General features: G+C 42.4%; 33 protein-coding genes. 30 read left to right on the forward strand and 3 right to left on the reverse strand.

The window, feature by feature from the left end; genetic code table 11:
• Positions 1 to 10: 10 nt before the first annotated feature.
• Positions 11 to 1,417 carry a C45 family autoproteolytic acyltransferase/hydrolase gene (locus tag HYN43_RS28095; RefSeq protein ID WP_119407164.1) on the reverse strand — a complete coding sequence of 469 codons (1,407 nt, stop codon included), beginning with the start codon at positions 1,415 to 1,417 and terminating at the stop codon, positions 11 to 13.
• Positions 1,418 to 1,615: 198 nt separating this feature from the next.
• Here HYN43_RS28095 and HYN43_RS28100 point away from each other — a divergent pair, with 198 nt between their 5' ends.
• The 30 genes from HYN43_RS28100 to rplQ all read left to right on the forward strand — a co-directional run bounded on the left by HYN43_RS28100 (position 1,616) and on the right by rplQ (position 19,147).
• Positions 1,616 to 3,499 carry a rhomboid family intramembrane serine protease gene (locus HYN43_RS28100; RefSeq protein ID WP_119407165.1) on the forward strand — a complete coding sequence of 628 codons (1,884 nt, stop codon included), beginning with the start codon at positions 1,616 to 1,618 and terminating at the stop codon, positions 3,497 to 3,499.
• 362 nt (positions 3,500 to 3,861) lie between these two features.
• Positions 3,862 to 4,479 carry a 50S ribosomal protein L3 gene (rplC, locus tag HYN43_RS28105; RefSeq protein WP_031267186.1) on the forward strand — a complete coding sequence of 206 codons (618 nt, stop codon included), beginning with the start codon at positions 3,862 to 3,864 and terminating at the stop codon, positions 4,477 to 4,479.
• Position 4,480: 1 nt separating this feature from the next.
• A complete protein-coding gene (gene rplD, locus HYN43_RS28110; RefSeq protein WP_119407166.1) occupies positions 4,481 to 5,113 on the forward strand; it encodes a 50S ribosomal protein L4 in 633 nt (210 codons plus the stop codon).
• 2 nt (positions 5,114 to 5,115) lie between these two features.
• Entirely contained in the window at positions 5,116 to 5,406 is a 291-nt protein-coding gene (gene rplW, locus HYN43_RS28115; RefSeq protein ID WP_119407167.1) for a 50S ribosomal protein L23, read from the forward strand.
• An 8-nt stretch (positions 5,407 to 5,414) separates the two neighbouring features.
• Positions 5,415 to 6,242, forward strand: coding sequence for a 50S ribosomal protein L2 (rplB, locus tag HYN43_RS28120; protein ID WP_022832978.1), 828 nt, complete (start codon positions 5,415 to 5,417; stop codon positions 6,240 to 6,242).
• On the forward strand, positions 6,242 to 6,508 hold the full coding sequence (rpsS, locus tag HYN43_RS28125) for a 30S ribosomal protein S19 (RefSeq protein WP_022832979.1): 267 nt from the start codon (positions 6,242 to 6,244) through the stop codon (positions 6,506 to 6,508). Before rplB ends, rpsS begins: the two co-directional genes overlap by 1 nt.
• Positions 6,509 to 6,514: 6 nt before the next feature.
• A complete protein-coding gene (rplV, locus tag HYN43_RS28130) occupies positions 6,515 to 6,937 on the forward strand; it encodes a 50S ribosomal protein L22 (RefSeq protein ID WP_119407168.1) in 423 nt (140 codons plus the stop codon).
• A gap of 6 nt (positions 6,938 to 6,943) precedes the next feature.
• A complete protein-coding gene (rpsC, locus tag HYN43_RS28135; RefSeq protein ID WP_109609386.1) occupies positions 6,944 to 7,807 on the forward strand; it encodes a 30S ribosomal protein S3 in 864 nt (287 codons plus the stop codon).
• A gap of 48 nt (positions 7,808 to 7,855) precedes the next feature.
• Positions 7,856 to 8,278 carry a 50S ribosomal protein L16 gene (gene rplP / locus HYN43_RS28140; protein ID WP_090529269.1) on the forward strand — a complete coding sequence of 141 codons (423 nt, stop codon included), beginning with the start codon at positions 7,856 to 7,858 and terminating at the stop codon, positions 8,276 to 8,278.
• A gap of 124 nt (positions 8,279 to 8,402) precedes the next feature.
• On the forward strand, positions 8,403 to 8,612 hold the full coding sequence (gene rpmC, locus HYN43_RS28145) for a 50S ribosomal protein L29 (protein ID WP_022830221.1): 210 nt from the start codon (positions 8,403 to 8,405) through the stop codon (positions 8,610 to 8,612).
• Positions 8,613 to 8,632: 20 nt separating this feature from the next.
• The gene (gene rpsQ, locus HYN43_RS28150) at positions 8,633 to 8,887 is read left to right on the forward strand and encodes a 30S ribosomal protein S17 (protein WP_022830222.1); all 255 of its coding nucleotides are present in this window, start codon (positions 8,633 to 8,635) and stop codon (positions 8,885 to 8,887) included.
• 1 nt (position 8,888) lies between these two features.
• Positions 8,889 to 9,257, forward strand: a complete 369-nt coding sequence (rplN, locus tag HYN43_RS28155) for a 50S ribosomal protein L14 (RefSeq protein ID WP_109609385.1) — start codon at positions 8,889 to 8,891, stop codon at positions 9,255 to 9,257.
• A 1-nt stretch (position 9,258) separates the two neighbouring features.
• Positions 9,259 to 9,588 carry a 50S ribosomal protein L24 gene (gene rplX / locus HYN43_RS28160; protein ID WP_119407169.1) on the forward strand — a complete coding sequence of 110 codons (330 nt, stop codon included), beginning with the start codon at positions 9,259 to 9,261 and terminating at the stop codon, positions 9,586 to 9,588.
• A complete protein-coding gene (rplE, locus tag HYN43_RS28165; RefSeq protein WP_112574510.1) occupies positions 9,588 to 10,151 on the forward strand; it encodes a 50S ribosomal protein L5 in 564 nt (187 codons plus the stop codon). Before rplX ends, rplE begins: the two co-directional genes overlap by 1 nt.
• On the forward strand, positions 10,144 to 10,413 hold the full coding sequence (gene rpsN, locus HYN43_RS28170) for a 30S ribosomal protein S14 (protein ID WP_090529250.1): 270 nt from the start codon (positions 10,144 to 10,146) through the stop codon (positions 10,411 to 10,413). Before rplE ends, rpsN begins: the two co-directional genes overlap by 8 nt.
• Before the next feature lie 147 nt (positions 10,414 to 10,560).
• Positions 10,561 to 10,959 (forward strand): 30S ribosomal protein S8, encoded by a 399-nt coding sequence (rpsH, locus tag HYN43_RS28175; protein ID WP_119407170.1) that lies wholly within the window; start codon positions 10,561 to 10,563, stop codon positions 10,957 to 10,959.
• An 18-nt stretch (positions 10,960 to 10,977) separates the two neighbouring features.
• On the forward strand, positions 10,978 to 11,535 hold the full coding sequence (rplF, locus tag HYN43_RS28180) for a 50S ribosomal protein L6 (RefSeq protein WP_119407171.1): 558 nt from the start codon (positions 10,978 to 10,980) through the stop codon (positions 11,533 to 11,535).
• A 5-nt stretch (positions 11,536 to 11,540) separates the two neighbouring features.
• Positions 11,541 to 11,891: a 50S ribosomal protein L18 gene (gene rplR, locus HYN43_RS28185; protein ID WP_119407172.1), complete on the forward strand. Its 351-nt coding sequence runs from the start codon at positions 11,541 to 11,543 to the stop codon at positions 11,889 to 11,891.
• A 12-nt stretch (positions 11,892 to 11,903) separates the two neighbouring features.
• Positions 11,904 to 12,422: a 30S ribosomal protein S5 gene (gene rpsE, locus HYN43_RS28190; protein WP_022833275.1), complete on the forward strand. Its 519-nt coding sequence runs from the start codon at positions 11,904 to 11,906 to the stop codon at positions 12,420 to 12,422.
• A 6-nt stretch (positions 12,423 to 12,428) separates the two neighbouring features.
• Positions 12,429 to 12,608 carry a 50S ribosomal protein L30 gene (rpmD, locus tag HYN43_RS28195; RefSeq protein ID WP_022833274.1) on the forward strand — a complete coding sequence of 60 codons (180 nt, stop codon included), beginning with the start codon at positions 12,429 to 12,431 and terminating at the stop codon, positions 12,606 to 12,608.
• 4 nt (positions 12,609 to 12,612) lie between these two features.
• Positions 12,613 to 13,059: a 50S ribosomal protein L15 gene (rplO, locus tag HYN43_RS28200; protein WP_022833273.1), complete on the forward strand. Its 447-nt coding sequence runs from the start codon at positions 12,613 to 12,615 to the stop codon at positions 13,057 to 13,059.
• A gap of 5 nt (positions 13,060 to 13,064) precedes the next feature.
• A complete protein-coding gene (gene secY / locus HYN43_RS28205; protein ID WP_119407173.1) occupies positions 13,065 to 14,408 on the forward strand; it encodes a preprotein translocase subunit SecY in 1,344 nt (447 codons plus the stop codon).
• Between the two features lie 3 nt (positions 14,409 to 14,411).
• Positions 14,412 to 15,203 (forward strand): type I methionyl aminopeptidase, encoded by a 792-nt coding sequence (gene map / locus HYN43_RS28210; protein WP_119407174.1) that lies wholly within the window; start codon positions 14,412 to 14,414, stop codon positions 15,201 to 15,203.
• 64 nt (positions 15,204 to 15,267) lie between these two features.
• Positions 15,268 to 15,486, forward strand: a complete 219-nt coding sequence (gene infA / locus HYN43_RS28215) for a translation initiation factor IF-1 (protein WP_022833270.1) — start codon at positions 15,268 to 15,270, stop codon at positions 15,484 to 15,486.
• Between the two features lie 4 nt (positions 15,487 to 15,490).
• On the forward strand, positions 15,491 to 15,607 hold the full coding sequence (gene ykgO, locus HYN43_RS28220; RefSeq protein ID WP_022833269.1) for a type B 50S ribosomal protein L36: 117 nt from the start codon (positions 15,491 to 15,493) through the stop codon (positions 15,605 to 15,607).
• Positions 15,608 to 15,705: 98 nt separating this feature from the next.
• Positions 15,706 to 16,083: a 30S ribosomal protein S13 gene (gene rpsM / locus HYN43_RS28225; RefSeq protein WP_119407175.1), complete on the forward strand. Its 378-nt coding sequence runs from the start codon at positions 15,706 to 15,708 to the stop codon at positions 16,081 to 16,083.
• 137 nt (positions 16,084 to 16,220) lie between these two features.
• The gene (gene rpsK / locus HYN43_RS28230; protein ID WP_022833267.1) at positions 16,221 to 16,610 is read left to right on the forward strand and encodes a 30S ribosomal protein S11; all 390 of its coding nucleotides are present in this window, start codon (positions 16,221 to 16,223) and stop codon (positions 16,608 to 16,610) included.
• 67 nt (positions 16,611 to 16,677) lie between these two features.
• Positions 16,678 to 17,286, forward strand: coding sequence for a 30S ribosomal protein S4 (gene rpsD, locus HYN43_RS28235; RefSeq protein ID WP_119407176.1), 609 nt, complete (start codon positions 16,678 to 16,680; stop codon positions 17,284 to 17,286).
• 178 nt (positions 17,287 to 17,464) lie between these two features.
• Positions 17,465 to 18,457, forward strand: a complete 993-nt coding sequence (locus HYN43_RS28240; RefSeq protein WP_119407177.1) for a DNA-directed RNA polymerase subunit alpha — start codon at positions 17,465 to 17,467, stop codon at positions 18,455 to 18,457.
• A 141-nt stretch (positions 18,458 to 18,598) separates the two neighbouring features.
• Positions 18,599 to 19,147 carry a 50S ribosomal protein L17 gene (rplQ, locus tag HYN43_RS28245; RefSeq protein WP_119407178.1) on the forward strand — a complete coding sequence of 183 codons (549 nt, stop codon included), beginning with the start codon at positions 18,599 to 18,601 and terminating at the stop codon, positions 19,145 to 19,147.
• Between the two features lie 156 nt (positions 19,148 to 19,303).
• On the opposite strand, the gene HYN43_RS28250 is transcribed toward rplQ, so the two are convergent.
• Positions 19,304 to 19,825 carry a GNAT family N-acetyltransferase gene (locus HYN43_RS28250; RefSeq protein ID WP_119407179.1) on the reverse strand — a complete coding sequence of 174 codons (522 nt, stop codon included), beginning with the start codon at positions 19,823 to 19,825 and terminating at the stop codon, positions 19,304 to 19,306.
• Positions 19,826 to 20,259: 434 nt separating this feature from the next.
• On the reverse strand, positions 20,260 to 20,550 hold the full coding sequence (locus HYN43_RS28260; RefSeq protein ID WP_119407181.1) for a hypothetical protein: 291 nt from the start codon (positions 20,548 to 20,550) through the stop codon (positions 20,260 to 20,262).
• Positions 20,551 to 20,771 lie beyond the last annotated feature (221 nt).

Raw genomic sequence — 20,771 nt, forward strand, 5'->3', positions numbered from 1 at the left:
ATAAAGCCCGTTACTTCGCACTAAACAAAGTCCAGGGATACGCTTTCATATCGCGCAGGTATTTGGCCTGGTAATTATATTCGGGATGTTTTTTAAAGAATGGTGCCGCTAAAAAGTCGGTGCCGCCGGGGTGGCCCATGTGTGCCCATAGCTGCATTTTGCCGGCCAGGGCGGCTGTTGTTACCTTGCCTTGTACCGCGCCCATCGGGAAGTAAGGACCTTCGCTCCACTCGGGGCAGCCTTTTGGGTCTTCGTCAATATGGCCGTCAATAACGCAGCGGTTAAGCGCGTTTTTGTTATTGAGCGCATCAAAGGTATCGCCTTCGATGGTTTTGCCGGTTTCGGCATCAAGCTTGCCCTGGTAGTTTACGCAAACCAGTTTTTCCATGCGTAGCTTACGGGCATTGGGCGATGTGGTTTTATCATTTACATCAAAGGTTGTTTCCTTTTTAATCAGTTCAGGATCGCTCGGGAAATTAGAGCCGATCATGGCTGTATCTTTTGATCGCCATACCTTAACCGTTTTAAGGCCAAGCTCAAGTTTGGCCACCTCGTTGGTTTTGGTATCGCCTATCAGCCAGTCGTTGGCATAGCCGCCGTTGTTATCGTTGCTCATCAGTTTTATCACGTCGTCAATACTGTTGGCATACTGGGCGGCGCGGCGGGCGCGTACAAACTCGGGCGTGCGGGTGGTATCAAAACCTTTAAAGCCGGTAATGGTGGTTTCGGTAATGAGGATGCCGTTGCCGGTAACCACAAAATCATCGCCGCTGTGGATGTAGCCGGGCGCCATGTCCATTAAAATATGGTTGCCTTTTTCGGGTACGATATCGGCTATCACATTCCAGCGCTCGCCGATGATATAGTCGGTCCAGTTGTTGTGGCCTATTACTATTTTGCCGTCTTTGGTGTATTTGCCGGTGGCTATAAAGGCGCTGCAGTTGCCCGGGGCTTTGTTATCGCCGCTGCCGGGCTTAATTTTGTTCATCAGTTGGGGTACATAGTACTGGGCCAGTTCGATGTTGGCGTTCAGGGCAACGATATCAAGGGTATCATATTTAAGGCCCTGCGCGTGCAGCCCATCGGCAATGCCGCGAATCTCGTCCTGGTATTCCTTATCTATCTTCTTCCACATAAATTTACCTGCCGCGGCGCGGTAAAAGGCCCAGTCTTTTTTGCTGCTGTAGGGCAGGTAGTAAGCCATTACCTTTAGCAGGGTATCAATCTCCTTGCTCAGCAGGTAGCCGTTCTGGTAGCCGATATCGGCCGGCGAACCCGCGAGGTGTACATAGATCCATCCGTTTTTATCATCGCGCGAGGCATTGCCCAGGCGGTTGTGCGGTTTATCGGCCTGTTTGCAGCCAAATATCAGGGCTGTTATCAATAACAATAAGGTGGTTTTGGTAAAAACGTTCATGTTGCGGATCCTGCTGATTAAAAGGATGGCTTAATATACTAAAAATGAGAGAAAATATAAATAGGTGGGATGGTAGATTTAAGGGATGGAGTTGTTGCAAAGCAGCGGCCCGTTAAGTTGATATTCCTGTAGATAACGAATCACCAGGATTGGTTTAAATTAATATCTTAGCCCTGGTTATTTATAAAAAGCCTTGTCATGAATACATTTTTTACTAAGCTCAAATTAGTATTTATTCCCTCAGTAGTTATAGCCGTTCTGGCTATCTGTATATACACTTTTTTTAACTGGCTGATATTTGTAAAGCTGGAACTTTTCGCCATTAAAGATCTTTACATACAATTTGTTGGCCCGGGAATATTGGCATTCATAGTTGTTTGGCTTTGGATTAATCCGAAATTTAAATTGCTTAACATACAAAGCACCGGCCGTCGGGACCCGGCATCCTTTACTTTTGCTATGGCTGTTTTAACCCTGCTGGCCCCATGTGTAATAGCTCAGATTTATATGGAAAAGGCCACGGGCAAACTAACCGTGCTTAGGCATGTAAGCGATTTAAACAAGCTGCCCCTCACTAAGTTTTACGAAATAAAGCACTTTCATGCCGATAAGCGTTTTGTGCGTTTTAAAACTGCGTTTGATGTTAGCGGAAAATATAACGACAAATTTAATATGAACATTTACGCGGTGAGCCCGGTGCTCGATACCGTTGAGACCGCACCCGGGTTTGATTCGTCATTGTCGGATTATAAAATTGACGGCAAGAAACCGCTTATCATCTTAAACGGGAAGTGGATTGCGGCGGAAGAGGTGAGCCGGATCAATCCTGCCTCAATTGCAACTGTAAGCGTTTTGAAAGGCGACGCAGCCGCAGCACTTTATGGCGATGGCGCCAGGAACGGGGTGATACTGATTAATCAGAAAAAACAATATACTGCTGATAGTGACTCCGGATCCGTTGCCGGGCCGCCTCCTTTAGCCTCTGATGCTGTTATGCATCCGGTTGCCTGGATAGGTACAAGATATAGCGAAACCATCAGTAACAACTTATCGCCGGCCGAGAAGGAAGCACGCTACAAAGCTTTTGCAAGTGAAAGCCAGCGCGATTTTGATACTGAAGATTTGGGCGCATTTGTTTACCTGGAACGTTTAGGAGCAAGCGATTTAAAAAGCGGTTACGTAGCTGCCGTACAAACAAAAGACAGTTTAAGTAAAACCGAACCGGTAATTCTATCACCGGTAAACGAGCCTTTTAAAACCCGTACAGGTCATGAATTCCCCTGGATATTTGGTTCATTCGGGATAGGCTGCTGCATCCTTTTAATAATTGTTGCTTACTGGCCGTTAAAGGAAACATCGGGTGTAAAGGCTAAAACCAAAGCTAAGGATAATGAGGGCCTGAAATGGTTAAAACAGGTTTTAGTACCGCACAAAGGCTTTTTTGCTACAGCAATTATTATTGATCTGAACCTGCTGGTGTTTATTATTATGGTTTTTAGCGGATTGGGTTTTATAAGCTTCGGGGCCGACGATTTGCTAAAATGGGGAGGTAATTTAAGGCCCGCCACCTTAAACGGGCAATACTGGAGGTTTTTAACCAATATATTTTTGCATGGCGGCTTAATGCATATTTTGTTTAATATGTATGGATTGTTGTTTGTAGGCATTTTCCTGGAACCTTTGCTCGGCACCCGCCGGTACACTATAATTTATTTGCTAACAGGTATTTTAGCAAGCATAGCCAGTATTGCCTGGCACCCGGCAACAGTAAGTGTGGGTGCTTCGGGTGCTATATTTGGTATGTATGGTGTATTTTTAGCGTTGCTTACTACTAATTTATTCCCGCCAGATTTTAAGAAGCCTTTCCTGATCAATACAGCTATTTTTGTGGGATATAATCTTTTGATGGGCCTGGCCGGCGGGATTGATAATGCTGCCCATATTGGGGGCCTTGTTAGTGGCTTGTTGTGTGGATATGCTTTGTATCCTTCTTTAAAAAAGGAAGTTGATAAGCGCGAGGCCGAAACGGAGACGGCAGAAATGCTGGGAAATATATTAGGGGATGACGGGAAACAGGATTAGCCGTCTGTAAGTAAAGCTTACTTGAAATCAGGGCCCCCGTTATCGGGGGCTTTTTCTTTTGAAATATGGCTGTACTTCCGCAAAAAAATTATGACCGACCTGCAATTTTACGCCGTCGGTTAAGCTTGGGCTGCGGATTGCTTTCAAAATAGCCTTCAAACCCTCCCAAATCAAACCAACTAAAGCTTAATGAAATACCTTGCAAACAGATGTGAAAACTCAGCTGCAAAAATTATGAAAAAATAACTTACTAACTATTTGATAATTAATACAAAGTTTCTATCTTTGCCGTCCCTTTCGGGGGAGAAATATGCCTTGAACGAAGCCCTACTGCTTCGATGGGCAATAAAACAATTAAAAAAATGTCAGGAATTATTGGTAAAAAAGTAGGAATGACCAGCATTTTCGACGAGACAGGGAAAAACATTCCTTGTACAGTGATCGAAGCTGGCCCTTGCGTGGTAACACAAGTTAGGTCTGTGGAAACAGACGGATACGCTGCTGTTCAGTTAGCGTATGGCGACAAAAAGGAAAAAAACACTTCTGCCCCTTTAAAAGGACACTTCCAAAAAGCCGGTACAGCTCCAAAGCGTAAACTGGTTGAATTCAAAACTTTCGAGGATCAAAAAGCATTGGGCGACACCGTTACTGTCGATATCTTTGCTGCCGGCGATTTTGTTGATGTGGTAGGTACCTCAAAAGGTAAAGGTTTTCAGGGTGTTGTAAAACGTCACGGTTTTGGCGGTGTGGGTATGCAAACTCACGGTCAGCACAACCGTTTACGTGCTCCTGGTTCATTGGGTGCGTCGTCATGGCCTTCACGTGTATTTAAAGGTATGCGTATGGCTGGTCAAACCGGAAATGTTCGCGTTAAAGTACAAAACCTTGAAGTAGTTAAGGTTTTCGCCGAGCAGAATCTGTTAGTAGTTAAAGGTTCCATCCCCGGAGCTAAGGGTTCATTTGTAATAGTGGATAAATAAGATGGAAGTTAACGTATTAAACGTATCAGGTAAAGAAACAGGTGCCAAGGTGCAACTTCCTGAGTCGATCTTCGGTATTGAGCCAAATGATCACGCTATCTATCTTGACGTTAAGCAATATCTTGCTAACCAGCGTCAGGGTACACACAAATCAAAACAGCGTAATGAGATTGCAGGTTCAACCCGCAAGCTATATAAGCAAAAAGGTACAGGCGGTGCCCGTGCCGGTGGTATCAAATCACCATTATTTAACGGTGGTGGCCGTGTATTCGGTCCGCAACCACGTGATTACAGCTTCAAATTAAACAAAAAGCTTAAATCATTGGCCCGTAACTCTGCTTTATCATACAAAGCAAAGGATAACAACATTTTAGTGTTGGAGGACTTTAATTTTGATAGCATCAAAACTAAAAACTACATTAAGTTGGAGGCCGATTTGAATGTTACTAACGATAAAACATTATTGGTAGTAGCAAGCGCTGAAAATAACAATGTTTATTTATCAAGCAGAAACCTGAAAAGGAGCAAAGTAATTTCTGTTGAGCAGTTAAACACTTATGATGTGTTGAACGCCGGCAAATTATTGCTTACTACAGGTGCTGTTAAAACTTTGGAGGAAGCATTAGCTAAGTAATTATGGAAATTTTAAAACAACCCCTACTTACTGAAAAAGTTACTCAGTTAACTGAAAAGCTTAACCGTTATGCTTTCAAAGTTGATCACAGGGCTAACAAAATTCAGATCAAAACTGCCATTGAGGCAATGTATGGTGTAAATATCACTGCGGTGAACACCATGAAATACGTCGGTAAACTAAAAACCCGCAATACTAAGGCTGGTGCCGTACAAGGCCGCTCAGCTACTTACAAAAAAGCGATCGTTACGTTGAAGGACGGAGAAGTAATTGATTTTTACAGCAATATATAATTATAGACATGGCAGTAAAGAGATTTAAACCGGTTACCCCGGGTACCCGCTTCAGAGTTGACGTATCTAACTCGGATATTACTACTAATGTTCCTGAAAAATCATTAGTTGTAGCAGCCAACAAAAAATCGGGCGGTCGTAACAACGACGGTAAAATGACTATGCGCTACTTAGGTGGTGGTCATAAACAAGCATACAGGTTAATTGATTTTAAACGTAACAAATTTGACATCCCTGCAAAAGTTGCAACTATCGAGTACGATCCTAACCGTTCGGCACGTATAGCCCTGTTACACTTCGCAGATGGTGAAAAACGATACATGATCGCTCCGGAAGGCTTAACAGTTGGTACAATTGTAACAGCTGGCGAAACAGCCGCTCCAGAGGTTGGTAACACTTTACCATTAAAGAACATTCCTCTTGGTTCGATCATCCACAACATTGAGTTAAACCCAGGCCAGGGTGGTGTAATTGCCCGTAGTGCCGGTACTTATGCTCAATTATCAGCACGTGATGGCAAATACGCTATCATCAAGTTGCCTTCAGGCGAAACACGTATGATCTTGTCAACTTGCTTGGCAACTATCGGTACAGTTTCAAATGGCGAAAGGGCCAACTCTGTGTTAGGTAAAGCAGGCCGTAACCGTTGGTTGGGCCGCAGGCCAAGGGTACGTGGTGTAGCCATGAACCCGGTAGATCACCCTATGGGTGGTGGTGAAGGCCGTGCTTCGGGTGGTCACCCACGTTCACGTAAAGGTTTGTTAGCTAAAGGCTACAAAACCCGTGACAAGAAGAAATCATCGGATCGTTACATCATTGAAAGAAGGAAGAAATAATGGCTCGTTCAATTAAAAAAGGACCTTACATTGATCATAACTTAGATAAGAAAGTTATGGTACTGAATGACGCAAATAAAAAATCAGTTGTAAAAACATGGTCACGTCGTTCCATGATCTCTCCTGATTTCGTTGGTCATACATTCGCTGTACACAACGGTAACAAGTTTATCCCTGTGTATGTAACAGAAAATATGGTTGGACACAAGCTGGGAGAGTTTGCCCCAACCCGTACATTCCGCGGTCACGCAGAAAAGAAAAAATAACAGGTAATGGAAGCAACAACAAAAATTAAAAGGTCTGTACAAATCAGGCAACAAAAAGAAGCTGCAAAAGCTGTAGTAGGTGGCGCTTCTGTTGCTAAGTTACAGGACTGTCCAACTTCACCACGCAAAATGCGTTTGGTGGTTGATCTAATCCGCGGTGAAAACGTATTTAAGGCTTTAAGCATCTTAAAATTCACTAATAAAGAAGCAGCTATCCGCGTTGAAAAATTGCTTTTATCAGCAATTAACAACTGGCAAGCTAAAAACGAAGGTAAAAACGCTGATGATCTTTTTGTAAAAGAAGTATCTGTAGGCGGTGGCCGTCAGCTAAAAAGGTTACGCCCGGCACCACAAGGCAGGGGATACCGTATCCGCAAACGCTCAAACCACGTAACACTTATTGTGGATACTAAAAACGAAATCAATTAATTTAACATGGGACAGAAAGCACATCCAATAGGTAACAGGTTAGGCATCATCAGAGGCTGGGATTCTAACTGGTTCGGTGGCAACAACTACTCCGATAAATTAGTTGAAGACGAAAAAATCCGCAAATACCTTTCAGCTCGTATCGCTAAAGGTGGTGTATCAAAAGTAGTTATCGAGCGTACTTTAAAACGTATCACTGTAACTATCCACACTGCCCGTCCGGGTATTGTGATCGGTAAAGGCGGTCAGGAAGTTGATAAGATCAAAGAAGAGTTGAAAAAACTTACTAAAAAAGAAGTTCAGATCAACATTTTCGAGATCAAACGCCCTGAGCTTGACGCGCAATTAGTAGCTGAAGGCATTGCTAAACAATTAGAAGCACGTATCTCTTTCCGTCGTGCCATGAAAACCACAATCGCTGCAACCATGCGTATGGGTGCCGAAGGTATCAAGGTAATGACATCAGGCCGCTTAGGTGGCGCTGAGATGGCACGTAGCGAGCAATATAAAGAAGGCAGGATTCCTCTGCACACTTTCCGTGCCGACATCGACTACGCTTTAGCAGAAGCATTAACTACCTATGGTAAAATAGGTGTTAAAGTATGGATCTGCAAAGGCGAGGTTTATGGCAAACGCGATCTTTCACCTAACATTGGCAGCACCAGCAGCGCAAGCGGCAAAGGCGGCAGGCCAGAAGGTGGCGCACCAGGCTTTGGTGGCCGTAACGAAAGAGGCGGCGAGCGCGGCGGTGAGCGTCGTGGCGACAGGAAACCAGGTGGCGACCGCCGTGGTGGTGGTAACAACCGTCCAGGTGGAAACCGTCCGGGTGGACAAGGTGGAAACCGCCCAGGTGGCCCAGGTAAGAGATAATAATTAAAGTAGAAGACAATATCGAATACGATATAAAAGCTTAAAAAAATGCTACAGCCAAAAAGAACGAAGTTCAGAAAGATGCAAAAAGGCAGGATGAAAGGTTTAGCCACTCGTGGTGCTGAACTTTCATTCGGATCTTTTGGTGTTAAATCACTCGAAGCGGCATGGATCACCAGCCGTCAGATCGAGGCTGCACGTATCGCTGTAACACGTTTTATGAAACGTGAAGGACAGGTTTGGATCAGGATATTCCCTGACAAACCTGTAACTAAAAAACCTGCAGAGGTACGTATGGGTAAAGGTAAAGGTGCTCCTGAATACTGGGTTGCGGTAGTACGCCCCGGAAGGATCATTTTCGAAGCCGAAGGTGTGCCTTTGGAAGTTGCTAAAGAGGCTTTACGCCTTGCAGCACAGAAATTACCAGTGCAAACTAAATTTATTGTACGTAGGGATTACGTAGAAGCATAAATTGAGGAGTTAGTTGAAAAGTTGTAAAGTTTTAATGTTGTGAAGTTGATGCCGAATTTCACCCATCATTAAAAAAACGATACAACGTTTAAACTTGCCAGCAGACAACAAATAACAAAGAAAAATGAAAAACTCAGAAATTTTGGGCCTATCAACTGAAGAGATTGTTGCAAAGATCAGCGAGGAAAGGGCTACCCTAACCAAATTGAAATTCGCACATGCAGTTTCAGCTATTGAGAACCCGTCACGTATAACCAAAGTACGCAAAGGAATTGCTCAGTTAAATACTGAATTAACAAAACGTAAAGCGGCGGCCGCTTCTGATAAGAATTAATTTTTTAAACATTAGTAAAAATGGAAAGAAATTTAAGAAAAACACGTATCGGCCTGGTAGTAAGCAATAAAATGCAAAAATCTATCGTGGTAGCCGTTGAGCGTAAGGTTAAGCACCCGATCTATGGTAAATTCGTAAAGAAAACTACCAAATTTAAAGCTCATGACGAAGCTAACACCTGTGGTGTTGGCGATACCGTATTGATTATGGAAACCCGCCCGTTAAGCAAAACTAAAAACTGGCGATTAGTTGAAATTTTAGAAAGGGCGAAATAAGATGGTACAACAGGAATCAAGATTAACAGTAGCCGACAATAGCGGCGCTAAAGAGGTTTTAGTGATCCGTGTATTAGGTGGTACCGGCAAAAGGTATGCATCAATCGGCGATAAAATTGTAGTTACTGTAAAAAGCGCTTTGCCATCAGGTAACGTGAAAAAAGGTAGCGTATCAAAAGCCGTAGTTGTGCGTACTAAAAAAGAGATCCGCAGAAAAGACGGTTCATATATCCGTTTCGACGATAACGCAGCTGTGTTGTTAAACAACCAGGACGAGCCAAGAGGTACACGTATCTTTGGCCCTGTTGCAAGGGAACTGCGCGAGAAACAATTTATGAAAATTGTATCATTAGCACCGGAGGTATTGTAACATGGAAAAGAAAGTAAAATTAAAGATCCGTAAAGGCGACCTGGTTAAAGTTATTGCCGGCGATTCAAAAGGATCACAAGGTAAAGTAGTTGAGGTTTTGGTTGACAAAAACAGGGCTATTGTTGAAGGTGCCAACATGGTATCAAAACACACTAAGCCAAATGCAGCCAATCCTAACGGCGGAATTGTTAAACAAGAAGCTGCTATACATATTTCGAACCTGGCGTTGGTTGATCCTAAAACTGGTGAAACAACCCGTGTTGGCCGTAAATTAAACGATGCCGGCAAATTAGTAAGGGTAGCAAAAAAATCAGGGGAGGAAATTAAGTAATGACTTACGTACCAAGATTAAAATCGAAATACAAAGAGGAAATCCGCACTGCACTGAAAGATAAATTTCAGTACAAAAGCGTAATGCAGGTTCCTAAGTTGCAGAAAATTGCTATCAACCAGGGTGTAGGCGGTGCTACTACCGACAAGAAATTGATCGAGAACACCATCACCGAGTTAACCACCATCACCGGTCAGCAGGCAGTATCTTCAAAATCAAAAAAAGATATCTCAAACTTCAAATTGCGTAAAAATATGCCGGTAGGCGTACGTGTTACTTTACGTGACAACACAATGTACGAGTTTTTGGATCGTTTAATCGCTGTTGCCCTGCCACGTATCCGTGACTTTAAAGGCATCAACGACAAAGGTTTTGACGGCCGCGGCAACTATACATTAGGTATTACAGAGCAAATTATCTTCCCTGAGATAAATATTGATAAAATCAATAAAATTCAAGGTATGGATATTACCTTTGTAACCTCCGCAACAAACGATGTTGAAGCATTGGAGTTGTTGAAACAATTTGGTTTACCATTTAAAAATCAAAATAGCAATGGCTAAAGAAGGTGTAAAAGCACGTGAAGTAAAGCGCGCAAAATTAGTAGCTAAATACGCTGAGAAAAGAGCTGCTTTAAAAGAAGCAGGCGATTACGCTGCTTTAGATAAATTACCAAAAGCATCATCACCGGTAAAACTGCACAACCGTTGCAAATTAACCGGCCGCCCTCGTGGTTATATGCGTCAGTTCGGCATCTCACGTGTTACATTCCGTGAAATGGCTCTTGAAGGCAAGATCCCGGGAGTAAAAAAAGCAAGCTGGTAATATTAAGCTGAAAGCTTAAAGCATAAAGCGTAAGGCAAATAAAGCTTTATGCTTTGTGCTTTTAGCATTGAGCTCAAAAATCAATTTAACCGATGGAAGGTCGGCCGGGATGTTACCGGGAGGAAACCACCATCATAACACAATAAAATGAATACAGATCCAATCGCAGATTATCTTACAAGAGTAAGGAATGCTATTAAAGCCAACCATAGGGTTGTTGAAATTCCTGCATCAAATCTGAAAAAGGAAATCACTAAGGTGCTTTTCGACAAAGGTTACATCGCTAATTACAAGTTTGAGGCTAACGGTCCTCAAGGCAGCATCAAAGTTGCTTTGAAATACCACCCGATAACTAAAGTTTCTGCTATCCGCAGCATCTCACGCGTAAGTAAACCAGGTTTGAGGAAATACGCAGGTATGGAAAACATGCCACGTGTATTAAATGGTTTAGGAATCGCCATCCTTTCAACTTCTAAAGGCGTTATGTCTGATAAAGAAGCCCGTCAGCAAAATGTAGGCGGTGAGGTTTTATGCTACGTTTATTAATAGGAGAAATTTAAAGCAATGTCAAGAGTAGGAAAAGCACCGATAGCACTGCCACAGGGAGTAACCGTAACGGTATCAGCAGATAATGTTGTTACTGTAAAAGGCCCTAAAGGACAGTTAGAGCAAGCGGTTGATAGCGATATCACTATTGCACAGGAAGATGGCCAGCTGCTGGTTCAGCGCCCGTCTGATCAAAAACGTCATAAAGCGTTACACGGTTTATACCGCGCGCTTTTAAACAACATGGTAGTTGGCGTAACCGAAGGTTATAAAGTAACCCAGGAATTAGTGGGTGTAGGTTACCGCGCTACCAATACAGGTAATACATTAGATTTAGTGTTGGGTTTCTCTCACCACTACGTATTTGAATTACCGCAGGAAATTAAAGTTACAACCACTGCTGATAAAGGTAAAAACCCAACCATCATTTTGGAGTCTATCGACAAACAATTGATTGGCCAGGTTGCAGCCAAAATCCGTTCATTACGCGCTCCAGAGCCTTACAAAGGTAAAGGTATCAAGTTCCAGGGCGAGATATTGAGAAGAAAAGCAGGTAAATCAGCATCTAAAAAATAATCGTCATGGGAGCTAAATTATCAAGAAGAGACAGGATTAAAAAAGGCATCAGAAAACGCCTTTCGGGTTCAGCAGAGCGTCCTCGCCTGTCAGTATTTAGGAGCAATAAAGGAATTTATGCGCAGATCATTGACGATGTTGCCGGTAAAACATTAGTTTCAGCATCATCTTTATCAAAAGATTTTGCAGCTGATGGTTCAAAATCAGATCAATCAGTAGCTGTAGGTAAACTGGTAGCTCAAAAAGCTATTGCTGCAGGTATTAAAGATGTGGTTTTTGACAGGAACGGTTACTTGTACCACGGCCGTGTTAAATCATTGGCAGAAGGTGCACGTGAAGGTGGTTTAAACTTTTAATCGAACAGAGAAATGTCAACAATCAACATAAAAAGAGTAAAAACAAGCGAGATCGAATTGAAAGACCGCTTGGTAAGCATACAGCGTGTTGCCAAAGTAACCAAAGGCGGCCGTACTTTCAGCTTCTCTGCCATTGTGGTAGTAGGTGATGAAAACGGTGTTGTAGGTTATGGCTTAGGTAAAGCTAAAGAGGTAACTGAAGCTATTGCAAAAGGCATTGATGATGCTAAAAAGAACCTGGTAAAAGTTCCGGTAATTAACGGAACTGTGCCTCACGAGCAAATTGGTAAATTTAGCGGTGGTTTTGTTTTCATTAAACCAGCAGCTAACGGTACCGGTGTAATTGCAGGTGGTGCGATGCGTGCCGTATTAGAGTCGGCCGGTATCCACAACGTATTGGCAAAATCAAAAGGTTCATCAAATCCGCACAACGTGGTAAAAGCAACCGTATCGGCATTAGCCCAGTTACGTGATGCCAATACAGTAGCACAACAGCGCGGTATTAGTTTAGGTAAAGTTTTTAACGGATAATCAGTCATGGCTAAGATCAAAATAACACAGATTAAGAGCGTGATCGACAGAACGGAACGCCAGAAAAAAACAATCGAAGCTTTAGGCTTGCGTAAAATTAACCACAGTGTGGAAGTTGAGGCTACACCTGCTATAGTTGGGATGGTTAGGAAAGTGAACCACCTGGTAGCGGTTGAAAATATTTAATATCATGAATTTAAGTAATTTAAAACCTGCAGAAGGTTCAACCAAAAATAGAAAACGTATTGGCCGTGGTACCGGTTCGGGCCGTGGCGGTACGTCAACCCGTGGCCATAAAGGCGCCGGTTCTCGTTCGGGCACCAGCACTAAAGTAGGCTTTGAAGGCGGTCAGATGCCTTTGCAACGCCGTGTGCCTAAAGTTGGCTTTAAAAACCCTAACCGTGTTGAGTACACAGGTGTAAACCTTGACGTACTTCAGGACCTGGTTACCAAATATTCACTTACTGTAGTGGATCTGGAAACTTTGAAAGAGCACGGTTTGGCTTCACGTAACGACCAGGTTAAAATTCTGGGCCGTGGCGAATTGACTGCCAAAGTTGAGGTTAAAGCACATGCATTTACTGCTACAGCTCAAAAAGCTATTGAAGCAGCAGGTGGTACCATAGTTAAGTTATAATTTCGATGAAGAAATTTTTCACCACATTATCCAATATCTGGAAAATCGAAGATTTAAAGGTGCGTATTATTAATACGCTCCTATTTCTTCTAATATATCGTGTAGGCTCATTCGTGATTTTACCTGGAGTTGCATACTCATCGGTATCAAATCAAAAAGCAGAAGGATTAATAGGATTGCTGAATATGTTTGCGGGAGGTTCGTTTTCACGTTCCTCTATTTTCGCGTTAGGTGTAATGCCTTACATTTCGGCTTCAATTGTGGTGCAACTGCTGGGCATTGCCGTTCCGTATTTTACCAAATTGCAAAAAGAAGGTGAAAGCGGCCGCAACAAGCTTAACCAATGGACCCGCTATCTTACAATCGGTATCACGTTTTTACAGGCTATCGGTTACATTAAATCGCAGGTTCCTGTTGATGCCAGAACCATTACTGATCCGTTCATGTTTATCTTCCTTAACACTTTCGTGTTAACCGCAGGTACATTATTTGTAATGTGGCTGGGCGAGAAGATCACTGATAAAGGTATCGGTAACGGTATTTCGCTCATCATCATGGTGGGTATTATTGCCCAGTTACCTGGTGCATTTGGTACCGAGTTTGTTGCACGTAACAGCGGCGCCGGTGGTTTGATTGGCTTTATTGTTGAGATTGTAGCCCTTATTGGTGTGGTAATGTTTACCATCCTGATAGTGCAGGGAACACGTAAAATATCGGTACAGTACGCAAAACGTATTGTAGGTAATAAACAGTATGGCGGCGTGCGCCAGTATATACCTTTAAAGGTAAATGCTGCCGGTGTAATGCCTATCATTTTTGCCCAGGCATTGATGTTTATACCACAAACGGTATCGCAGTTTTTCCCTAACGTATCATCAAACGGGATCCTTATTGCTTTGGCTAACTATAACTCATGGCAGCATAACCTGTTGTTCGGTATCCTGATCATCCTGTTCACTTACTTCTATACAGCTATTACGGTTAACCCTAACCAGATGGCTGATGATATGAAAAAGAACGGTGGTTTTATACCGGGCATTAAACCAGGCAAAAGCACAGCCGATTTTATTGACGCCGTTATCTCAAGGATCACTTTACCAGGTTCGGTATTTTTGGCAATTATCGCCATTATACCGGCGCTTGCCAGTTTAGTTGGTATCTCTCCGATATTTGCAAGGTTTTTTGGCGGTACATCGCTTATCATCCTTGTAGGTGTAGTGTTGGATACCTTACAGCAAATTGAAAGCCACCTGTTGATGCGCCACTACGATGGTTTGATGAAAACCGGACGTATTAAAGGACGTACAGCTATGCCTGCAGCTGCCGGAACAACCCCGACAGCGATCTAAAACATGTCGAAAATTATTTATAAGTCTGCCGAGGAGATTGAGCTCATCAGGGCAAGTGCCCTACTGGTATCAAAAACACACGCTGAAATAGCGAAGGTTATTGGCCCGGGAGTAGCAACAATCGAACTCGACAGACTTGCTGAAACTTTTATCCGTGATAATGGAGGCATTCCTGCCTTTTTAAATTATCACGGATTTCCATATTCTCTCTGTATCTCACTTAATGATCAGGTAGTGCACGGTTTCCCCGGCAAATATATTTTGAAGGAGGGAGATCTTGTATCGGTTGATTGTGGTGTTGTACTGAACAAATACGTAGGCGATTCGGCCTATACCTTTGCTATAGGCGAAGTAAGTGCTGAAGTTAAGAAACTAATGCGTGTTACGCAGGAGTGTTTGCAACTGGGCGTTGAAAAGGCTGTAGTGGGTATGCGCATTGGTGATATCGGTTACGCTGTACAAGAGCATGCTGAGAAAAATGGTTTCGGCGTGGTAAAAGAACTGGTAGGACATGGCGTGGGCAGGCAGCTACACGAAAAGCCTGAAGTACCTAACTACGGTAAACGCGGCTCGGGCACCAAACTTGAAGAAGGTATGGTAATAGCAATTGAACCGATGATTAACGCAGGCCGTGCAGGTGTTAAGTTTTGGGATGATGGCTGGACAGTATCAACTGTTGATAAGAAGGCCAGTGCCCATTATGAGCATACCGTTGCGGTAGGTAAAGGCAAACCCGACATTTTATCGACGTTTGAATACGTAGAAAATGTTTTAAAAGAAAAAAATAATAATTAAATAATTTTTTATTAATTTTGCATCCCGGTTTTAGGGCGGATAATTAAGTAATAATCAACAAAATATGGCTAAACAATCTTCGATTGAGCAGGACGGTACAATTAGGGAGGCATTGTCAAACGCAATGTTTCGTGTTGAACTTGAAAATGGTCATGAGATTATAGCGCACATATCCGGTAAAATGCGTATGCACTACATCAAAATTCTTCCTGGCGACAGGGTGAAACTGGAGATGAGCCCATACGATTTAACAAAGGGTAGAATAACCTATAGATATAAATAAAAAGATGAAAGTTAGAGCATCCATCAAAAAACGCAGCGCTGATTGCAAAATCATCCGCCGCAACGGGAAACTTTACGTTATTAACAAAAAGAACCCGAAGTTTAAACAACGCCAGGGCTAAGAAAAATTAATTTTGAATTAGTGAATTAGTGAGTTGTTGATTTTATCAATAACAAAGCTCACACAATCACTAAGTCACTAAATCACTAAATAAAGAATATGGCAAGGATTTCAGGTATTGATTTACCAAAGAATAAAAGAGGAGAGATCGGACTTACTTATATTTACGGCATCGGCCGCTCAACAGCTCAACGTATTTTGGCTGAAGCAGGTATCGACGTAAATATCAAAGTACAAGACTGGACCGATGATCAGTTAGCTGCTATACGTGGTATCATCAACGAGCAAATTAAAGTTGAAGGTGCTTTACGTTCAGAAGTACAGCTTAACATTAAACGTTTGATGGATATTGGTTGCTACCGGGGTACACGTCACCGTAAAGGTTTACCATTACGTGGTCAGCGTACTAAAAACAACTCACGTACCCGTAAAGGTAAACGTAAAACAGTTGCTAACAAGAAAAAAGCTACTAAATAGTGATTGGTGGTTAGAGGTTAGAGATTGGGCTAATGCTGCTTGATAACCTTTAAAGCATCAGGATTACCTCATTAAGTAATTTTTACGGGTCCGGGTTATAGTAGTAATCCAGTAATTCGTAAGTAACAATTAAAAAAATGGCTAAAGCTAAAAAAGTTACCAAAAAACGCATTGTTGTAATTGAGCCGGTTGGCGAAGCACACATCAATGCTACTTTTAACAACATCATCATCACCCTTACCAACAAAACAGGCCAGGCTATTTCATGGTCGTCTGCTGGTAAAATGGGCTTCAAAGGTTCAAAAAAGAACACTCCATATGCTGCCTCACAAGCTGCTGCCGATTGCGGTAAAGTTGCTTATGACTTAGGTTTACGTAAAGTTGAAGTGTTTGTAAAAGGCCCTGGTGCCGGTCGTGAGTCAGCTATCCGTACTTTGCAAACTGCAGGTATCGAAGTAACTACGATTAAAGATATTACACCGCTTCCGCACAACGGTTGCCGTCCTTCAAAAAGAAGAAGAGTTTAATTAACAGATTTTTTAAAGCTAAGATTCTGTGGCTACAGGCTGCATGATACTTTAAGAACAACACAAAATGGCCAGATATACAGGACCAAAATCCAAAATTGCCCGTCGTTTCCGTGAGCCGATCTTCGGTCCGGATAAAGCGTTAGATCGTAAAAACTACCCACCGGGCCAACACGGCGCTTCAAAACGTCGTGGTAAACAATCTGAGTATTCAACTCAGTTGCAAGAGAAACAAAAAGTTAAATACACTTACGGTGTATTGGAGCGTCAGTTCGAAAACCTGTTTCACCGTGCATCAGCTAAAGAAGGTATCACAGGTGAAAACCTTTTGAAATTTTTGGAAGCTCGTTTAGATAATGCTGTTTTCCGTTTAGGTATTGCTCCTACACGTTCTGCAGCTCGTCAGTTAGTTAACCACAAACACATCACCGTTAACGGTAGTGTTGTAAACATCGCTTCATATGCATTGAAAGCTGGTGATGTGGTTGCTGTACGTGAAAAATCTAAATCATTAGAAGCTATCACTACATCGGTAGCCGGCAGAAGAATCAACAAATACAGCTGGTTGGAGTGGGACGCAAATGCCTTAACCGGTAAGTTCCTTAACTACCCTAACCGCGACGAAATTCCTGAAAACATTAAGGAAAACCTGATCGTCGAGTTGTACTCTAAATAAGATATGAGGATATCAGATGTGAGATTTGGAAGTTTTTTCAAATCTCATTTCTGGTTTTCTTATATATGGAAAAAACAAAAAGGTTTGGATATTGGTTTGATGAAAATGAGCTAAGTCTCACATCTCAAATTCCACATCTCAAATCAATTATCAAGTAAACAATAAATAAAGGATATAAATGGCAATTTTAGCATTTCAAAAACCAGACAAGGTTATCATGCAGAAAGCAAATGATTTTGATGGTACGTTTGAATTTCGTCCGTTAGAACCAGGTTTCGGTGTAACCATTGGTAATGCTCTGCGTCGTATCTTACTTTCATCTCTTGAAGGTTTTGCTATCACTTCTGTTCGTTTTTCAGGAGTTACGCACGAATTTTCAACCATCAAGGGTGTTGTTGAAGACGTAACCGAGATCATCCTTAATCTTAAACAAGTTCGTTTTAAGAAAACAGGCGAATCTGGCGACAGCGAGAAAATATTTGTTATTGTAAATGGCCAGGATGCATTTAGAGCTGGAGATATCACCAAATTCTCAAACAACTTTACTGTATTAAATCCTGATCTGGTACTCTGCAACATGGACCCATCAGTAACGCTTGAAGTTGAGCTTACTGTAGGTAAGGGCCGTGGTTACGTACCAAGCGAGGAGAATAAAAATCCTGACGCTAACGTTGGTGTTATCGCTATCGATTCGATCTATACACCGATCAAAAACGTAAAATATACTATCGAAAACTATCGTGTTGAGCAAAAAACCGACTATGAAAAATTAGTATTGGATATTGCTACCGATGGTTCGATCCACCCGGAAGATGCTCTGAAAGAAGCAGCTAAAATCCTGATCCAACACTTCATGCTGTTCAGCGATGAAAACATGATGCTTGAAGCACAGGCTAAGGAAGAAACCAAAGAGGTTGATGAAGAGATCCTGCACATGCGCAAGATCCTTAAAACCGAATTGGTTGATCTTGACCTGTCGGTACGTGCCCTTAACTGCTTAAAAGCTGCTGATATCCGCAGTCTGGCAGATTTAGTATCGTATGACGTTGCTGATATGTTGAAATTCAGGAACTTCGGTAAAAAATCGTTAACAGAGATCCAGGACCTGGTTAAATCAAAAGGTTTATCTTTTGGTATGAATCTGTCTAAATTTAAGTTAGACGAGGAATAATAAGAGATAAGAGGTTTGAGATAAGAGATTAGTTCTTAGCTCAAACCTCTAATTTTTTGTGCGAATATTAATTAAGCGAAAGCATAATTCCGAGGGCTTGAGCCTCTCGCCCAACGGTATGCACGTGAAATATATAAAACAATGAGACACGGAAACAAAAACAATCACTTAGGCCGTACTACAGCCCACCGCAAAGCGATGCTGGCTAATATGGCAACTTCGCTTATTTTACACAAGCGTATCACTACAACATTAGCAAAAGCAAAAGTTTTACGCGGTTATGTTGAGCCACTTTTAACAAAATCAAAAAACGATACTACGCACTCACGTCGTACAGTATTTAGCTACCTGCAGGATAAAGATGCTACTTCGATCTTGTTCCGCGAGGTTGCTGAAAAAATTGCTAACCGCCCAGGTGGTTACACCCGTATCATCAAGTTAGAAAACCGTTTAGGCGATAACGCTGAAATGGCAATCATCGAGCTTGTTGACTACAACACTGTTTACGGTGCCGATGCTGCTGCTCCTGCTAAGAAATCAACCCGTCGTCGTGGTGGTTCTGGTGCAAAAGCTAAAACTGCTGCTCCGGTTGCAGAAGAAGCTGTAGTAGTTGAAGACGTTAAAGAAGAACCAGCTGCTGAAGCACCTGCAACTTCTGAAAACGAAGAAAACGCTGAAAAAGGCGAATAATTAATTATTCAGCTTAACAGATACTGAAAAGCGGCCCGCTCATTTGAGCGGGCCGCTTTTGTTTATATATAGTGCTTTGCCGCGAAGGTTATTAACAACCGCAACAATTCTCTCCAGCACGTCATTGCAATGACGCGTTGAGGAGGATCCCTAAGGCTATTTGGACAATTGATACGTAAGCAACCCATCCACATCCTCTTTCACCGCAAACCCGCACTTATCCAAAATCCTTCGCGATGACAGGTTATCAGCATAAGTACGCACAATAATAGTCTTTACAAAATTGTGTGTAAACGCCCAGTTAGAGAGCAGTTGCAAAGCCTCTGTAGCAAAACCTTTGTTTTGCTGATTGGCATCTATCATATAGCCAATTTCAGCCTCGCCCTGGTCATTTGGATACCCTGCAAAGCCCATTCCGCCAACCACAGTATTGGTGCTTTTGAGGATGATCTCCCAGTCCGTGTACCAAAGATATTTGTCGGGATAGGCGAGGGTGTTGGGCAGCCAGAAATTATCAAAGGCGTCATCGATCTCTTTGATATAAAAAGGATCGATGTTCATGGCCGATGGCGTTAAGCCTATGGATAGTTCGAAAGTTTGCCTGTTTTGTTTAAGCAGTAATAGCTGTTGATGAGTTAACGGCAGCATTTTAAGCCGTTCCGATTGGATAAAAAACATTGTAGTGTTTGGAATTAAATAACAATAAAAATTCAGTTCGCTTTTTTTGAAAGTGAATGTACAGCCATAAGTTAAGGCTGTTTGTTATGCAATTCCAGGCAATGGGATATGCCTGTTTGGTTTGTTGAGTAACAGAGGCGGTTTTTTTGTTGATATAAAAATATAGATTTTTGGTAAAACCCATAGCCCGTTATGGAAACGAAAAGTGCATTAGATAGGAGCGGATACCGGCCTTGTGACTAAGGCCTGTGCGGTATGAGCGTATAGCCCGGCCGCAGGCAACGCCCATGTTCAGTTGGCAGTTTTGAGTGGGCAGTTTGCAGTTGGATTCGCTTTTTGTCTGAACTCGAATTAAACGAATTAAAGAATTTTTCGAACTTGCTTTGTATTCTGTTAATTCCTTCATTCTATAAATTACGGTTCAGACAATTTTCTTATTCATCAATATAAAACTTAATATCCCCAAACCTGCTCCGGCCTTCGCGCACAAAGTTTCTGTCAATATTATACAGTACCTCGCCAAACAAGCTGCGCCCTTTCCTGATCAGGTTATCATCAATATTGCAAACCACGTCGCCAAACATGCCCTGGCCTTGCTTTACTATTTTGCCATCTATTGCATATAAAATATCGCCGAAATGTCCCTGACCTTTACGTACATAATTACCGTCGATGGTATAAAGCACCTTGCCGAAACGATCATTTCCTTCCCTGATGTATTTCATGATAATGTTTATAGTTGGATGTCAAGTTAAGCGATATCCTGACAACTAACAAGCCTAAAAGAATCCTTTCACCCTTAACCTTTCGCCTTTCACCCTATAATGGTTCTGCCAACCTGTCATTGCAATGTAAGCCAATCTGCCGCCTTGTTCGTGAACTGACAATAAAAGTCAATTTTTACTGCCATTGGCACATTGGCACAGGCATTGATAAACAGCAATGG

The organism is Mucilaginibacter celer (genome assembly GCF_003576455.2).
GTDB classification, from domain to species: Bacteria; Bacteroidota; Bacteroidia; order Sphingobacteriales; family Sphingobacteriaceae; genus Mucilaginibacter; species Mucilaginibacter celer.

Bases quoted from the DNA above. Each gene is read 5' to 3' on its own strand.
- HYN43_RS28095 (WP_119407164.1), bottom strand. From the start codon at position 1,417: ATGAACGTTTTTACCAAAACCACCTTATTGTTATTGATAACAGCCCTG.
- HYN43_RS28100 (WP_119407165.1), top strand. From the start codon at position 1,616: ATGAATACATTTTTTACTAAGCTCAAATTAGTATTTATTCCCTCAGTA.
- rplC (WP_031267186.1), top strand. From the start codon at position 3,862: ATGTCAGGAATTATTGGTAAAAAAGTAGGAATGACCAGCATTTTCGAC.
- rplD (WP_119407166.1), top strand. From the start codon at position 4,481: ATGGAAGTTAACGTATTAAACGTATCAGGTAAAGAAACAGGTGCCAAG.
- rplW (WP_119407167.1), top strand. From the start codon at position 5,116: ATGGAAATTTTAAAACAACCCCTACTTACTGAAAAAGTTACTCAGTTA.
- rplB (WP_022832978.1), top strand. From the start codon at position 5,415: ATGGCAGTAAAGAGATTTAAACCGGTTACCCCGGGTACCCGCTTCAGA.
- rpsS (WP_022832979.1), top strand. From the start codon at position 6,242: ATGGCTCGTTCAATTAAAAAAGGACCTTACATTGATCATAACTTAGAT.
- rplV (WP_119407168.1), top strand. From the start codon at position 6,515: ATGGAAGCAACAACAAAAATTAAAAGGTCTGTACAAATCAGGCAACAA.
- rpsC (WP_109609386.1), top strand. From the start codon at position 6,944: ATGGGACAGAAAGCACATCCAATAGGTAACAGGTTAGGCATCATCAGA.
- rplP (WP_090529269.1), top strand. From the start codon at position 7,856: ATGCTACAGCCAAAAAGAACGAAGTTCAGAAAGATGCAAAAAGGCAGG.
- rpmC (WP_022830221.1), top strand. From the start codon at position 8,403: ATGAAAAACTCAGAAATTTTGGGCCTATCAACTGAAGAGATTGTTGCA.
- rpsQ (WP_022830222.1), top strand. From the start codon at position 8,633: ATGGAAAGAAATTTAAGAAAAACACGTATCGGCCTGGTAGTAAGCAAT.
- rplN (WP_109609385.1), top strand. From the start codon at position 8,889: ATGGTACAACAGGAATCAAGATTAACAGTAGCCGACAATAGCGGCGCT.
- rplX (WP_119407169.1), top strand. From the start codon at position 9,259: ATGGAAAAGAAAGTAAAATTAAAGATCCGTAAAGGCGACCTGGTTAAA.
- rplE (WP_112574510.1), top strand. From the start codon at position 9,588: ATGACTTACGTACCAAGATTAAAATCGAAATACAAAGAGGAAATCCGC.
- rpsN (WP_090529250.1), top strand. From the start codon at position 10,144: ATGGCTAAAGAAGGTGTAAAAGCACGTGAAGTAAAGCGCGCAAAATTA.
- rpsH (WP_119407170.1), top strand. From the start codon at position 10,561: ATGAATACAGATCCAATCGCAGATTATCTTACAAGAGTAAGGAATGCT.
- rplF (WP_119407171.1), top strand. From the start codon at position 10,978: ATGTCAAGAGTAGGAAAAGCACCGATAGCACTGCCACAGGGAGTAACC.
- rplR (WP_119407172.1), top strand. From the start codon at position 11,541: ATGGGAGCTAAATTATCAAGAAGAGACAGGATTAAAAAAGGCATCAGA.
- rpsE (WP_022833275.1), top strand. From the start codon at position 11,904: ATGTCAACAATCAACATAAAAAGAGTAAAAACAAGCGAGATCGAATTG.
- rpmD (WP_022833274.1), top strand. From the start codon at position 12,429: ATGGCTAAGATCAAAATAACACAGATTAAGAGCGTGATCGACAGAACG.
- rplO (WP_022833273.1), top strand. From the start codon at position 12,613: ATGAATTTAAGTAATTTAAAACCTGCAGAAGGTTCAACCAAAAATAGA.
- secY (WP_119407173.1), top strand. From the start codon at position 13,065: ATGAAGAAATTTTTCACCACATTATCCAATATCTGGAAAATCGAAGAT.
- map (WP_119407174.1), top strand. From the start codon at position 14,412: ATGTCGAAAATTATTTATAAGTCTGCCGAGGAGATTGAGCTCATCAGG.
- infA (WP_022833270.1), top strand. From the start codon at position 15,268: ATGGCTAAACAATCTTCGATTGAGCAGGACGGTACAATTAGGGAGGCA.
- ykgO (WP_022833269.1), top strand. From the start codon at position 15,491: ATGAAAGTTAGAGCATCCATCAAAAAACGCAGCGCTGATTGCAAAATC.
- rpsM (WP_119407175.1), top strand. From the start codon at position 15,706: ATGGCAAGGATTTCAGGTATTGATTTACCAAAGAATAAAAGAGGAGAG.
- rpsK (WP_022833267.1), top strand. From the start codon at position 16,221: ATGGCTAAAGCTAAAAAAGTTACCAAAAAACGCATTGTTGTAATTGAG.
- rpsD (WP_119407176.1), top strand. From the start codon at position 16,678: ATGGCCAGATATACAGGACCAAAATCCAAAATTGCCCGTCGTTTCCGT.
- HYN43_RS28240 (WP_119407177.1), top strand. From the start codon at position 17,465: ATGGCAATTTTAGCATTTCAAAAACCAGACAAGGTTATCATGCAGAAA.
- rplQ (WP_119407178.1), top strand. From the start codon at position 18,599: ATGAGACACGGAAACAAAAACAATCACTTAGGCCGTACTACAGCCCAC.
- HYN43_RS28250 (WP_119407179.1), bottom strand. From the start codon at position 19,825: ATGTTTTTTATCCAATCGGAACGGCTTAAAATGCTGCCGTTAACTCAT.
- HYN43_RS28260 (WP_119407181.1), bottom strand. From the start codon at position 20,550: ATGAAATACATCAGGGAAGGAAATGATCGTTTCGGCAAGGTGCTTTAT.